General features: G+C 62.6%; 13 protein-coding genes. 3 read left to right on the forward strand and 10 right to left on the reverse strand.

Features of this window, described 5'->3' with window-relative positions; all coding sequences use genetic code 11:
- Positions 1–130: 130 nt before the first annotated feature.
- From Q5H94_RS05920 to Q5H94_RS20500, 3 genes are read right to left on the reverse strand one after another with little or no spacing between them, the layout of a single operon-like run.
- Entirely contained in the window at positions 131–520 is a 390-nt protein-coding gene (locus tag Q5H94_RS05920) for a hypothetical protein (RefSeq protein ID WP_304560313.1), read from the reverse strand.
- Complete coding sequence (locus Q5H94_RS05925) at positions 511–789, reverse strand: I78 family peptidase inhibitor (RefSeq protein WP_304560314.1); 279 nt, start codon at positions 787–789, stop codon at positions 511–513. The genes Q5H94_RS05920 and Q5H94_RS05925 overlap by 10 nt, the downstream gene beginning before the upstream one ends.
- Positions 790–792: 3 nt before the next feature.
- On the reverse strand, positions 793–1,242 hold the full coding sequence (locus Q5H94_RS20500) for a DUF4232 domain-containing protein (protein ID WP_431312142.1): 450 nt from the start codon (positions 1,240–1,242) through the stop codon (positions 793–795).
- A 594-nt stretch (positions 1,243–1,836) separates the two neighbouring features.
- Between Q5H94_RS20500 and Q5H94_RS05930 the strand changes: the two genes are divergently transcribed.
- Positions 1,837–5,331: a beta strand repeat-containing protein gene (locus tag Q5H94_RS05930; RefSeq protein ID WP_304560315.1), complete on the forward strand. Its 3,495-nt coding sequence runs from the start codon at positions 1,837–1,839 to the stop codon at positions 5,329–5,331.
- A gap of 170 nt (positions 5,332–5,501) precedes the next feature.
- Entirely contained in the window at positions 5,502–5,693 is a 192-nt protein-coding gene (locus Q5H94_RS05935; RefSeq protein WP_304560316.1) for a hypothetical protein, read from the forward strand.
- Positions 5,694–6,776: 1,083 nt separating this feature from the next.
- On the opposite strand, the gene chrA is transcribed toward Q5H94_RS05935, so the two are convergent.
- The 6 genes from chrA to Q5H94_RS05965 all read right to left on the reverse strand — a co-directional run bounded on the left by chrA (position 6,777) and on the right by Q5H94_RS05965 (position 12,837).
- Positions 6,777–8,177, reverse strand: coding sequence for a chromate efflux transporter (gene chrA, locus Q5H94_RS05940; RefSeq protein ID WP_304560317.1), 1,401 nt, complete (start codon positions 8,175–8,177; stop codon positions 6,777–6,779).
- A complete protein-coding gene (locus tag Q5H94_RS05945; RefSeq protein ID WP_304560318.1) occupies positions 8,174–8,995 on the reverse strand; it encodes a sulfurtransferase/chromate resistance protein in 822 nt (273 codons plus the stop codon). Before Q5H94_RS05945 ends, chrA begins: the two co-directional genes overlap by 4 nt.
- 472 nt (positions 8,996–9,467) lie before the next feature.
- Positions 9,468–10,019: a hypothetical protein gene (locus Q5H94_RS05950; protein WP_304560319.1), complete on the reverse strand. Its 552-nt coding sequence runs from the start codon at positions 10,017–10,019 to the stop codon at positions 9,468–9,470.
- A gap of 335 nt (positions 10,020–10,354) precedes the next feature.
- Complete coding sequence (locus tag Q5H94_RS05955) at positions 10,355–10,597, reverse strand: hypothetical protein (protein WP_304560320.1); 243 nt, start codon at positions 10,595–10,597, stop codon at positions 10,355–10,357.
- 202 nt (positions 10,598–10,799) lie between these two features.
- Entirely contained in the window at positions 10,800–12,167 is a 1,368-nt protein-coding gene (locus Q5H94_RS05960; RefSeq protein WP_304560321.1) for a HAMP domain-containing sensor histidine kinase, read from the reverse strand.
- A complete protein-coding gene (locus tag Q5H94_RS05965; protein WP_304560322.1) occupies positions 12,160–12,837 on the reverse strand; it encodes a response regulator transcription factor in 678 nt (225 codons plus the stop codon). Before Q5H94_RS05965 ends, Q5H94_RS05960 begins: the two co-directional genes overlap by 8 nt.
- 306 nt (positions 12,838–13,143) lie before the next feature.
- Here Q5H94_RS05965 and Q5H94_RS20505 point away from each other — a divergent pair, with 306 nt between their 5' ends.
- Complete coding sequence (locus Q5H94_RS20505) at positions 13,144–13,521, forward strand: hypothetical protein (protein WP_431312143.1); 378 nt, start codon at positions 13,144–13,146, stop codon at positions 13,519–13,521.
- Between the two features lie 118 nt (positions 13,522–13,639).
- On the opposite strand, the gene Q5H94_RS05975 is transcribed toward Q5H94_RS20505, so the two are convergent.
- Positions 13,640–13,894 (reverse strand): PilZ domain-containing protein, encoded by a 255-nt coding sequence (locus Q5H94_RS05975; RefSeq protein WP_341850091.1) that lies wholly within the window; start codon positions 13,892–13,894, stop codon positions 13,640–13,642.

Consider the following 13,894-nt stretch of genomic DNA (forward strand, 5'->3'; position numbering starts at 1 on the left):
CCGTTTTCGGGCGCGCTCGCATTCCGCTTGGACGGCCGAAAGGAAGCACAAAGCTGACGGGGGATTAGCGGCAGGGTCGTCACCGTCGGCATCATGCACCGCTCTGAGGTCCGGACTGTCGCAACGCTGTCTAAAGCCCACCCTGAAAATTGAACGCGAAGCGATATGATCGCTGATTGCCTCGCCGCTTGCCTGCCGTCAAAGGCGATGTCGCCGAAACAAGCGTCAGGCTGCCGTCCGCGACCTGAACCGGCACCCCGAGCGTCAGATCAACGGAACGCGACCATTCGCCGCCCAGCACGGTCGCGCGCACGATCAATCTGCCCGCTTGTATGCACTGCACATTGACGGGGCAGCGGCTGTCCTCGATGAGCTGTTCCGGGCGAACATGCGGTCCGTTCACGGCGGCGATCTGACCAAGGCGCACCGGCCCTTCGACCGGCATTGCGGAGGCGCAATCGCCTACGGGCAGGAGCGCCAGCGTAGTTCCTGCGGCGTAGAGAAAGCCCTTCAGCCGCATGATGCAGCAGTGACCTTGCCCTTGAACACCGTCACCGTCACACGATCTTCGCGATAGTCCTGCGTGACCACGTCGCCCGGAGCTATCCGGCTCACCGTGGCGCTTCCAGTTCGGCGGCGGATCGTCACGTCGCTCGGCACGGCCCGGCCAACAAGACGCGTGGCTGCCTGCGGACGGCATTTGGTTGGCGGGACGCCAGCCGAGGCGCTAGCTTCTGCGCCCATTGCTCCAAGCGTGATTGCCAAAATGGCGGCGGCTTTTAGTTTCATACATCATTCCCGTAGGCGAGTTTCGAAGCGGAATAGCGTTTCGAACCTGAACGCAGCCCGAAGCTCGCCTACGCTATCCGGTGGCCATCCCCTCAGCGGCATGCAGTGGCGGCCGTTCGAACTGAACAGACTTCCCCGCTCGCCATACAGCACGGCTTTCAAAGGCGCGCGCACGAGAGTCTTGCCAATTCGCAGTGAGATCGTTGCGGCTTGTGTCCGCCGGCTATGATCGAATACTGGCCCCGAGACCCAACGAATATCTGCGACGGCGCGGTGCCCGCCGGCGATACGTACCGGCAGCAGGACGGGGCCGGGGTGCATCCCTACCGGTGCCCGTCGAGAGGCCGGCAGCACGCGACCACGCGCATCGCGAAATTCGATCATCTGCAGACCCGGCAAAGAGCAGTCGCTTCCGATATTGCGGATGGATAGCTCGACGCCCGAATGTGACATGCCATTGAAGTCACCGTCTTGCCGTCCACCTCAGGCGAAGCTGGTAGGCTTTGCACGGGGTTGTAGACGCGGCTTGTGCGGTGGGAATTCAGGTACCGTATCGGGCGGAGCGCGCCAAGAGATGACCGGGAATGGTCAGGATGCCCCAGCGAGAGAGTGTCTGGGCATCGAGAATAGACCACTCTTCCCCGGTAGCCCCCCCTCGACACTTCGAAGACTGTCGAGACAGAGTTTGGGTAACGGGTGAAATGCGCCGGCATGCGCCAAGCGAATGATTGGTTTCAGGCTCACTATGGCCTTCGTGAAATTTGCCTCTCACCAATACCCAACTTCATGCGGCAGCGATCCGGCGAAGCTAGTCGATAGAGCGCATGTAGGTCGCGGGACTGCAACTTTAGCGTACCCTCGGTACGCACTGTCCACAGCCTTTTGATTGACGTCGATCAGCCATGGCGAATAGTTCCAAAAAAAGCAAAAATATATATTATTTTGAATGGCATCCAATCGATGACCTGAGCCGTATGTGCGGCCAGCGGAAATATAGCGGCGAGCCTGATCCCGCCGGTTTTCGCGTGTGCATAACAGGAGTTTTCTATGGGTCTTCTCACAGCAATCGTCGATAACGGTTCGCAGCTTTCGCGCCGGCGCAACCTTTTGCGCTACACATCGGCATTGCCCGTGTTGGCCCTTACTTTGGTCGTTGGACCGCAGGCATTTGCGCAGGAAGAATGCGGCCCCGCCACATCCGCGACCGTTACCTGCACCAGCGCGGGCAATCCTTATCCGAACGGCATCAGCTACATCGCGCCGCCGCAGGATCTGACCATCAATCTCGATTCCGATGTCGTCGTAGATACGACGAACACCCTCAACATCGGTATCCTCGCCGTCACCACGCCGACCAATTCGATCACCATCAACGCCGATACCGGCGCCTCGATCACGACCAGCGACGCAGGCGCGTTCGGCGTGCTGGCCGGTACCACAGCAGGCGACGTCACCGTCAACACCGGCAACGTCATCACGCACGGCGATTTCGCCTACGGCGTGCTCGCGGTCGCCGATACGGGCGACGTGATCGTCAACAGCAACACCATCACGACCGATGGCGCGGGCGCGGATGCCGTCAACATCTCGACCGGCCAGGGCAACATCACCGCGACAGGCTTCACCATCGTCACCAACGGCGCCGGCGCGGACGGCTTCAATCTGCTGACGCAGGGCGGGGACATCAACGTCACGCTGGCGCGCAGCATCTTCGGCGGCACGGTCATCACCAATGGCGACGGGTCGATCGGCGTGTCGGCGGTGGCGCCGGGCGCGGGCAACGTCAGCATTGTCGGCAACGGCCCGAACGGCTTCGGGCCGAGCGCCGTCATCACCAGCGGCGCGGGCTCGACCGGGGTGCTGGCGACCGCGGAGAACGGCAACGTGCTCGTCGATCTCTCGCAGGTGCAGACGACGGGTGCGGGTTCCGACGCGATCGTCGCGACCTCGACCGGCGGCACCGTCACCGTCAACGCCTCGGCAGTGACGGCGAACGATGGGCGCGGCATCGTCGCGACCGGCGCGGCCGGCGCGACCGTGACGCAGAGCGGCAACTTCATCGGCACCGGCGGCGACAATCATGCCGCCGTTACCGTGGCGTCCACCTCGGGCACGGCACGCGCGACGATCAGCACCGCCTTCACCAACGGCGCGAATTCGAACGCTGTCGACGTCAGCAGCGCGACCGGCGACGCGATCGTCTCGGTCGGCGGCGTCTCGACGCAGGGCGCGGGATCGACCGGCGTGCGCGTGAGCGGCAACACCGCCTCCGCCTCGGTCGCGTCGGCGCGCACCTTCGGTGACAACGCCGTGGGCGTGCTGGCGACCGGAACCGGTGGCACCGCAGCCGTCGTCAACAATGGCGACGTCACGACGACCGGCACCGGCAGCAGCGGCATCGTCGCGACCGGCACGACGGGCGTGACCATCAGCGGCACGGGTTTGGTTTCGACCGCCGGTGACACGGCGACGGGTATCGACGCGTCATCGACGGGCGGAATCGCCTCGGTGACCTCGGGCCCGGTCTCGACCACGGGTTCGGGTGCGGTCGCCATCTCAGCGCGCGGCACCAGCGCGACCGTCACCGCGAACGGTCTTGTCTCGCGGTCCGGCGCGGCGGGCGCTGCGCCCACTGCCGCCATCGTCGTGCAGGGCACGACTGGCACTGCAACCGCCAATGTCGGCAGCGTGACCGGCTCGGGCACCGGGATCAGCGCCGTGCAGCTTAACGGCGCGACGACGGCGGCCGCCACGGTACGTACGGGCGGCGTGGTGACCGGCAATGTCGACGGCATCGCCATCACCTCCGCCACCGGCTCGACCGTGAGCAACGCGGGCACGATCAATACCGGCACCGGCTATGCGATCCGGGCGACGGGCGGTGCGGCAACCGTCAGCAACAGCGGCTCGATCAATGGCCGCCTGCTGCTGACCGGCGGCAACGATAGCGTCACCAACAGCGGCACCTTCAACGCCACCCAGGCGAGCGACTTCGGTGCCGGCAATGACAGCTTCGTCAACAGCGGCACCTACAACAGCTCGAGCGTCACCGACCTCGGCGCGGGCAACGACAGCTTCACCAACAGCGGCGTGTTCATCGCCAATGCGGGTGGCGGGCTGAACTTCAACTCCGGCACCGACAGCTTCGCCAATTCCGGCACGATCCGCATCCTGCCCGGCACCGCGACGGCGGGGACGACCAGCTTCACCGGGCTGGAGAGCTTCGCCAACTCGGGTACGATCGACCTGCGCAACGGGCACACGGGCGATGTCTTTACGATCGGCACGTCGGCCTACACCGGCTCGGGTGCGAGCACGCTCGGCCTCGACGTTCAGCTCGGCGGGGCGACGCCGACGGCGGATCGCTTCGTCACGGGCGCGGCGACGGGTTCCACCGCGATCGTGCTCAACAACCTGACCACGGGCGTGCCCCAGCTCAACCCCGGCATCGTGCTCGTACAGGGCGGCGCTGGCAGCAACGCCGGGGCCTTCACGCTCTCGGGCGGCAACGTGAACTACGGCTTCGCGAGCTACGGCCTGCGCTTCAACGCGGCGGACAACAGCTACCTGCTGGTCGGCGCACCGTCGGAGGCGGCGTTCCGGACGCTGAAGGTTGCCGAGGGCGCGCGCACGCTCTGGTACAAGTCGGCCGATGCGTGGAGCGCGCACATGACTTCGCTCCGCGACGCGACCTGGCGCGCGACCGACGGCGGCGAGACCCCCGGCTCTGGCCTCTGGCTGCAGATGTACGGATCGAGCGACACGCGCCGCAACGGTACGCAGGGTTTCACGACCTTCGGCCAGGCGGGCACGGCCAACCTCGGCTACAAGCAGGATGCGTTCGGCGGGCAGATCGGCTTCGACTTCGGCGCGCCAAAGCCGGCTGGCGGCTTGGTGTTCGGCATCACCGGCGGCTATGTCAGCTCGGAACTCGGCTTTGCCGGGTCGCCGGACCGGATCCGCTATGACACGATCAACGGCGGCGCGTATCTGAGCTTCGTCTCGGGCATCGTCTTCGCCAACGCGCTGGGCAAATACGATTATTCGTGGATCGACACGAGCTTCGCCGGCACCCGCACGAAGCTCCACGGCAACAGCTACGGCGCGCAGGGCGAGGTCGGCGTCCGCTTCGGCGGCACGCGCTTCTTCGTCGAGCCGGTCGCGCAGGTCGCTTATGTGAAGACCAATATCGACACCCTCGTCGCGCCGGGCTTCTCGTTCGACTTCGACGAGCGCGATGGTCTTCGCGGCAAGGCGGGCGCGCGGGTCGGTGCGGCGTTCGACCTAATGGGGTCGAAGGGCCTGGTCTACGCTTCCGGCATGGCGGTGCATGAGTTCCGCGGTCAGGACGGCGTTGCCCTTACGAGCGGTGGCCAGACCGTGGCGTTCTTCAACAACCGGATCGGCACTTATGGTCAGGGTGCGGTCGGCTTCAACGTGACGACGCCGGGCGGTGTCACCGGCTTTATCGAAGGCTTCGGTGACTATAGCGACGATTATCGCGGCGGCGGCGGACGGGCTGGCATTCGCCTGCACTTCTAGGACGAGAATGAAGAATATGGAGCGGCCCACTCGCGCCGCTCCATATTCGAAAAGGCGGCTCGGGCGGCCGCTTTCGGCTTAGCCGCCACTACGATTGACTGACCGATATTGAAGCGCTTCCCCGACCGGCAGCTGTTTAGCCAAAGGCCGACCGGCGGGTTAAGCGCGTCGTGCAGCGCGATGGCGAAATCTACGGCGTGCAGGCACGAAACTTCATCGTTCCCGAGGACGGTTTAGCGATCATCGTTTTTACCAACCGATCCTCCGACGACTTCCCAATGGGCGAAATTTGGCAGCGGCCGGGATTTGTTTACGACCGTGTCTCAGCCGCAGCTTGCGGCGCGGTCGACGCTGGCCGTTAGGACGGCGAGTTTCGGGACCGGCCCGAGCTTGGCGGAAGCGCTGATGTCGGGGCGCATTGGCGTCACGACAAATAAGCATCCTAGGATAATTGCGATTCACCGGAGCAGCATCGCTGCCTCTCGATCGATCTGTCGGAGCATGTCCGCTCGGATCTTTTTTGAAGCAATACAGTAGCCTTGCCAGTCATCCATAATTGATTGCGTTGTCCACTGACCGATATGACTTGCTGACGCCACTCGCGAGCGCTGCTGGTCTGCGCGGAGCTCCCCAAGCACTGTCCTTCCGGCAGGATCTGTCGCAAGGCCCGGACTTGCCAGCAAGGCCTGCACGATCGTCGCTCTGCGTCGGCTGGCCTGGGTTAGCCTCAACCGGGCCGCGGCCAATGAGGGCATATCGGGCGTAGTCTTTGCGGTCTCTTTCGCGATCGCGAAGATCAGCCTTCGCAATTCGGCATGCGCCTCGCTAAGCGCCGTCTGCTCCTCTCGTCGCATGTTGCCCCGCCTTTGAACGATGAGCGGCCATAATACGGGCCCTACGCTCTACCGCAATTGCGTCGATCAATTCTGCGCGGCTCCACCGTCAGCCGGCGATCGGTGCGGTAAATCGGTGGCCTCCGGTCCATGGCTGGAACAGATCCCAGAGCGCGACCGCTCCATGATTGATCGAGAACAATGTGAGAACGTCAACGTGTTGCTAGACTGCTGTTATTCTGCCGTAACGACGAGCTCGTCATCGGCGCAACAGGGAGCCGCACGATGCCTACACTCGACGATCAAGCCTATTTCCGAATGCGTGCGGCTACCGAGCGCGAGCGCGCGAACGCCTGCAGTGATCCCGCGATTGCTCGAACCCATCGCCAGATGGCCGACGCCTATGATCGTCGGTTAATCGGTCAGACAGGCTTAGAGAAAGCGAACGCGGCACGATAAAAATCGCCTCGGCTAATCGCACGGGCTCCCGTCGATCCGGTCGCGGGCGCGTGCACCGCATCATCGATACTCGACGTTTGAGGGAGGCAGCGAGCAAGTTGCGGCGTTCGATCAGGCTATCGGCCATGTTCGTTTCCCGAGGAGATAAGAGCGTCAGGAAACAGCGCCAGCGAGGTATAGCGCGACGCCGGCGGCGGAGGCGCTACCGAGCGTTGTGAAGATGCCGATTCTGAGGCGGAACATGGCGATGATCGCCGCGAGAGAGAGCGCCGACGCCCACGGATCCACGCTAACGATCACTGGCATATCGAAGCGCAGCGGCCCGGCCGCGACCGGCACCACCTTGCGAAAGATCGTATGGATCGCGAACCAGACTGCGAGGTTGAGCACTACGCCCACGACAGCCGCCGTGATCGCCGACAGCGCCCCCGACAGCGCCGTGTTGCCGCGCATCCGCTCGATGAACGGCGCGCCGAGGAAGATCCACAGGAAGCACGGCACGAACGTGACCCAGGTCGCGAGCAGCCCGCCGAGCGTTCCCGCAAGCAGCGGCGAGAGCATGCCAGGGTGGCGATACGCGCCCATGAAGCCGACGAACTGCAGCACCATGATGAGCGGCCCCGGCGTCGTCTCGGCCATGCCGAGCCCGTCGAGCATTTCCGGCGCGGTCAGCCAGTGATAGCCTTCGACCGCTTGCTGCGCGACATAGGCGAGCACGGCATAGGCGCCGCCGAACGTCACCACCGCCATCGTCGAGAAGAAGGTCGCGATCTGGGTGAAGACGTTGCCGTGCCCGAGCAGGAGCAGCAGCGCGACAACGGGTGCCAGCCACAGCACCAGCCAGATGCCTGTGTGCCGCAGCGTCTGGCCGATCGGAGGACTGGCATGTGCGGGCAGTTCCTCGCCGAGAAGCGTGTCGGCATCCTCGACGATCTCACCCTTGCCGGCTTTGTGGCCACCGCCGACCTGGAACGCGGCGACGCCGGCCCGCCCGCCGAGATAGCCGATGATCCCGGCCCCCAGCACGATCACCGGGAACGGCACGCCGATAAAGAAGATCAGCACGAACGCAAGCGCCGCCAGCCCGCGCATGACATTGTTCTTGAGCGATCGCCCGCCGATCCGCACCACCGCTTGCAGCACGACCGCGAGCACCGCGCACTTCAACCCGAAGAATAGCGCCGAGATGATGCCGACCCGGCCGTAGAGCGCATAGATCCAACTCAGTGCCATGATCGACAGCGCGCCGGGCAGGACGAACAGCGCGCCTGCGACGATACCGCCCTTCGTGCGGTGCATCAGCCAGCCGATATAGGTCGCGAGCTGCTGCGCCTCCGGCCCCGGCAGCAACATGCAATAATTTAGTGCGTGCAGAAACCGATGCTCGCCGATCCAGCGTTTTTCCTCGACGAGGATGCGATGCATCACCGCGATCTGCCCGGCGGGCCCGCCGAACGACAGCGCCGCGATCCGGAGCCAGACCCAGAAGGCCTCGCCAAGCGTCACCGGCTGCGGCCGTGCGTCCGCGGCTTGCGTCCGTGTCGCGCCGGTCATGCCGAGGTCTTGGCGCGGGTCGGCGTGTGCGATGTCCAGTCGTGCCGCTCGTCGCGCGCATCGCGGCACCAGCGATAGAGCGCGTCGTAGAGGAGCATTCCCGCCTCGAGCTGGGCATGGTCGTCTGCGTACGTCCGCGACAGGCCGAGCGAGATCGCCAGCAGGCCCGCCGCCTCGGGCGCGAGGTCGAGCCGGTCGGTATCGGCGCCGCGCACGATCGTCGCGAGATGCGCGAGCGGCGCGTGATCGGCGAGCCCGAACGCCTCCACCATCACGTCGAATGTGCAAAGCTCGCCGCGATGGCTCCAGACCACACGGTCATCGGAGATATCGAAGGGTTCTGCATGCTGCTGCACCGCTACCGTCAGCACCTCACCCGGCGCGACGAACAGAAATCGCGCTTCGGGATCGATGAAGCGGCGGATCAGCCAAGGGCAGGCGATACGATCGACCTTGGGCCGTGCGCGCGTTACCCACCACGTCCGCCCGTCGTCGTGGCGCGGCGGCAAAGAATCTAGCGAAACCGTGGCATGGCCGCCAGCGCGCCAAGCAGCGAAGCCACCTTCCAGCGCCTCGGCGGCAAGACCGTCGCTGCGCAGCACCGCCGCGATCGAGGCTCCGGCCGAGCCATCACTATCGACGATCACGACGCCGCTATCGTTTTCTCGTGCCCACGTCAGGGGCGATGCCACGTCGCGGAATATTGATCCGGGTACGGCCTGTTCGGAGTTAGCTCTGACGTCGATGATCGTCGGCGATCCCGGCAACCCGATCAGGCGGGCAAGTTTGTCCGGTGTAATAACACTATTGGCAGGCATGGCGCGTCCTTGTCGGAAATCTGGACGCGATGCTTTAGCCGAAGCCTCGTGGGGAGATCGCAGTCCCCATGCGCTCACTAAAGCGGTTGAGTGGCTCGACTGTCAAGCGCCGACTCTTGAGCAACACGCTCAAGAGCCTGGGCGGCTGAAGCTGCGACTCTTTGCAAACGGCAAATTCACCGCGCATCTGATCTAAGCGGCGCTTTCAGGATCGACACCGACGGCTCTAATGTTGAGGCGCTAATCCGACACTCGGCTGCTCGTAACCGGTTTGGATTGAACCGCCTGCAGTCATCGGCCGGCTAGGCCAGTCGAATGGGACGAGTGATCTTAATTGCGTCAGTACCCGCATCGATGTTCGCGACGAGCCACCACGCGCGAATTTGGGTACGCAAAAGGGCTTAAATCATTGCATCAGCCAAGTAGTACCCCTTCCGCTTCACGGCCGCGAAGGGGTACATCGAGCCGCCGACTATGGGAGATACGTCGTCGCCGGAGATTCGATTTGTTGTGACGCAATCTGGCCGGTATTGTGTGGGCGTTGTTCTTGTGGCGCAGGGTCACTGCTATCGCCTGCGTCAAATGCAGGGGCATCCGCTTCATCTAAATGCTTGGAATATACCTCAACGTTTTCAAGCGCCGTCTGATTCGTTACTTTAGTCCGCTTAAAATCGGTCTCGCTTACATAGGCAGCCTCGGTATCGAACCGGTCATACCGGTCAGGCACGCTCGACCTATAGTTGGAAGAAGGAAACGCTTCGGCTGTGGACGAAACCAGATATGGTTCGGGGAACTGGGTGAAGCTCGCCGAGCTTGGCAGAGGCGTCGACGCGGCGGGCGCGGTCGTCCTCTGATCACCCCGATCAGCTTCAACAAGGCTGGTGTAAGTGCTACCTCGATATGCTTTGTAGAAATCGAAGTCCTCGCCCTGAACCGCTGTAGCACCGAGCGAACCTGCGATGATACTAGCAGCGGCTCCAGCGACAATCAGCACTGTTGTTTTCAAGGATAAGAAACGCGACATCTCAACGGTCCTTGAAGAAGCCCGCGATCAACACTCCGGAGGAAGCCTGAACATTCTGGAAACACCAGACGGCTGTCTAATCCGACCGACCAGCGACCCCTCCGGCATTCGTTGAAGAGCGAGTTGCCCGGGTTACCCGGCGGCGTTCTCGCGCGGCTGAGAAAACCGCCGACGCTACGATCATCAGCACAGCAATAATCGAAATAAGATACACAAGGCCTATCGTGATGAGGATGTTAGCGAGCACGCGACGGCCTCACAGGATAACGCCGACAACGGGCCTGGGTGCTGTCCATGACGATGGTCCCACCCCGTTGCCGGCGTATGTCATAAACTCAGTTGGTTGCGTGGTCCGCAGCCTTGCTAGCTGCATCCCCGACCTTGCTGGCGCCATCACCGACCTTGGAGGCCGCCTTGGTAACCGCATCGGTCCGGATGGTATCGTTCCGGTTCTGCGCCAGAAGGAAATAGCCCCCGACGATCACCGCGATGAGGAGGACGATCGCAATCAGGATGGTGGCACCAGAGCCGCCGCTGCGTTCGATAACCGTAGTGTTGGGGGCTTGTCGATCGGCCATGAATTTTCTCCTATTCCTCGTGCGAAAGGTCACTCGATCTTGCCTCGCTGATCGCCATCCTTGGCGCCAGACCCGCCGTCCCGAGTATTTCGTCAAGGCTGCGAAATGGGCCGCAAGGCGGCAAGTTCCGAAACCGGCGGAACGTTGGGAAATTGTATATCGGTCAGCTGGTCGCGCGCTTTGAGAGACTATCCGCTCGAAGTTAGGCGCCATCTGAAAGAGCAGACGCGAGCGGCAAATCGATCACGATTCGCAGCCCGGGCTCAGCGCTATCGATTGACAGTGTCCCGCGATGAATACCGGCGATAGCGGAAACCAGGTTGAGGCCGAGGCCATGGCCGTCGGTGCTACGGCTCTCATCGAGACGTACGAAGCGTCGGGTTATCCGCGCAAAATCCTCGGGCGGAACGCCAGGTCCGTCATCCTGCACGGAGATGCCTGCACGATCGCCACAGGCAACTACCTCCACGTGGATGCGTGTTCCCGGCGGCGTGTGGACCTGTGCATTCTCCAAGAGGTTCACAATCGCCTGCGAGAGCAATTCGCGATCACCGAGAACCCATATATTTGGATTCGTTGCCCAGCTGAGGTTGCGATAGCCATCCTCTACGACGGGAAGAAAGCTCGTGCAGAGGTCTTCCGCCAGCGCAGCGAGATCGATCGGTTCGAAGGATCGCGCCGCCGCGCCGCCCTCGATCTCGGAAATGCGGAGAATGGCCGAAAAAAGCGACAAGAGTTCGTCGCTCTGCGTCAGCGCCTTGCGAAGGGCGAGGTGCTGCAGGATGGGATCCATGGGACCCTCGAGCGCCTCGTCGATCTCACTTCTCATGCGTGACAGGGGCGTACGCAGATCATGAGCGACATCTGTCGAGACCTGTCGAAGGTTTTCCATCAGGTCAGCGATCCGGTCTAGCATTGCGTTGAGGGATCGCCCGACGCGATCGAATTCATTGTCTCCCGGTCGTGAAGGAACGCGTCGCTGCAGGTCGCCTGCAAGGATCGCTTCCGCCGTTCCGGTTATCTGCTCCAGCCGCGTCCGCAGGAAACCGCCGAGCAAAAAGGCGCCGCCCGTACCGAATACGAGCATCAAAAGAAGGGCACCGGCGAACAAGGCCAGGATCGTCCCGTCCAGTTGCTCGACGGCCTCACTGTCGAGCGCAACCACGAGCGTCCGATCCGGCGAGAGTGACGTTACCTGGGCTCGCGCCTCGTCCCTGCCCTCTTCCGGATCTTTGAAAACAAGAGTTTGCCAGCCGACATCCGGACGCGGCGTATCGAGATGGCCGGCGACACGCCGCCCGTTTAATCCGAAGACGGCATAGCCGAACCCGTCAGCAACAGAATCCCGCTCTCGACGATCGATGTTTGCACGGAGTTCAGGCATGCCGCCGCTCCGAAATTCGTGCACGAGTTCATCGCTTTCTGCGCTGATCGAGGCGTCCTGCTGACCTCGAAAATTGGCATCCGCGGCGAAATACACCATCGTTCCCAGCCCGGCGATCATGATGGCAAAGCCGGCGGAATAGGTAAACGCAATGCGATAGGCCGAGCTTGCCCAGATATTACTCATGGACGCGCATCCGATACCCTGCGCCCCTTACGGTCTCGATTGGATCCCCGGGGGCTACCGCCTTCAATTTTGTACGCAGCCGGCTGAGATGAGTCTCGACCAGGTTCGTCCGGGGATCAAAATGGAATCCCCAGACGACCTCCAGAAACATCGCGCGCGTGACGCAGCTACCCGCGTTGCGCATCAGAACTTCAAGCAGCGAAAATTCTCTGGGCTGCAGATGGACGAGCGAACCAGCCCTCCGCGTTTCCCGAGTCAACACGTCGATCACAACATCACCCGCCTCGAACCGCGTAAGCGCCCTGCCGAGAGTCCAGCGACGCCGTATCGCCGACAACCGGGCTACGAGTTCGGTTACGGAGAAAGGCTTTACGAGGTAATCATCCGCGCCAGCGTCTAGCCCCGCTACCCGATCAGCGATGCCGCCCAGCGCAGTCAGCAGAATGACGGGCGTATGGATTGAGGCGGCCCGCCAGCCGCGCAATACATCGATCCCGTCTATCCCCGGCAACATCCGATCTAGGACGACGACATCGATGTCGGAATTCTTTCCATGGCTAAGCGCATCGCTTCCGGACGTGACGCGGATTACCTCATGCCCGAGCTTGGTGAGCGCGCGGGTAACCGGAAGAGCGGTTCCATTGTCATCTTCAGCAAGCAAAATACGCATGGCGGCTCCGACAAATACAAACTGGTCGCGGCAACCACATCAGAGGCGCACGGGCCTTCGGACAGCGACGATGTACCTTGTCCCTTGATCCTTTGCCGAAAGGTATCATCAAGACTAAAAAAGAGCGTGTTTGCGCAGACGCCCGGGCTCGCTTTCGCGACGCACCGGCTAAGCTTCGGGCGGCGTAGCGCGCAGACAACGAAGGCCTGGGGGCATCGCGTCCTATGGTTTAAAGGCCTTGCCCGAATGGGGTGCGCCGCCCGGATTTGAAACTCCAAGCGACGCGTCCCAATGAGATCAGCAGCCGTGGCGGCGATTCTGCGCGGCATCGTGCCGCTGGTCGAGGTGACGGCCGAGAAGCGCGCCCCCAACACCGCCGGCGATAGTTCCGAGCGCATCGCCGCCAATCGCATTGCCGATAAGGGCACCGCCAACGCCGCCGGCAATCGTACCCGTCGTGCCCCGCGAGCGGTGACAGTCCTGATAATATACGCGACCGTGACGAGCATAACGATGCCGGGCATCCGCTGCGGTCGGTACCGCTACTGCGGAGACAACCGTTGTCACGGCGCAGAGCGAGAGGAGGACTTTACGCATCTTAAAACTCCCAATAAAGATTTGCTGAAACATTGGTGGGGCGAAGTTGCACGAAAACTCTGTCGCTTCGCTGAACCGATGTGTTAGCTTATTGTCAGAATTGCTTCGCACTGGCTGAATGCCTTTCGGTGAAATGTGCGATTGAGCGCTGATGAATTCCTTTGATATTCTGCTGACGCGCTCAGTCAGAAAGCCGGAAACTCGCTTATTTCGATAGGCTGTTCGTTGCCCCGTTCGCCGCGGCGACCACGCTCTCGAACACTGCGTCATGCAGCGGTGCGGCGAATGCGAACCCGTAGAGGTCGCCCTTTTTCCATTTTACGACGGCGGGCAGACCAGCCAGATTGGGTATTTTCAGGTGTGCCTTGGAGCCGAGCGCCAGCCGGTGAACGGTGTCGATCTGGAAGCCAGTACGCGACAGATTGGTAACCTCGACATTCAATTTGTCGAACCCGCTCAC

Origin of the sequence: Sphingomonas immobilis, from assembly GCF_030580995.1 — a bacterium.
Taxonomy (GTDB): domain Bacteria; phylum Pseudomonadota; class Alphaproteobacteria; order Sphingomonadales; family Sphingomonadaceae; genus Sphingomonas; species Sphingomonas immobilis.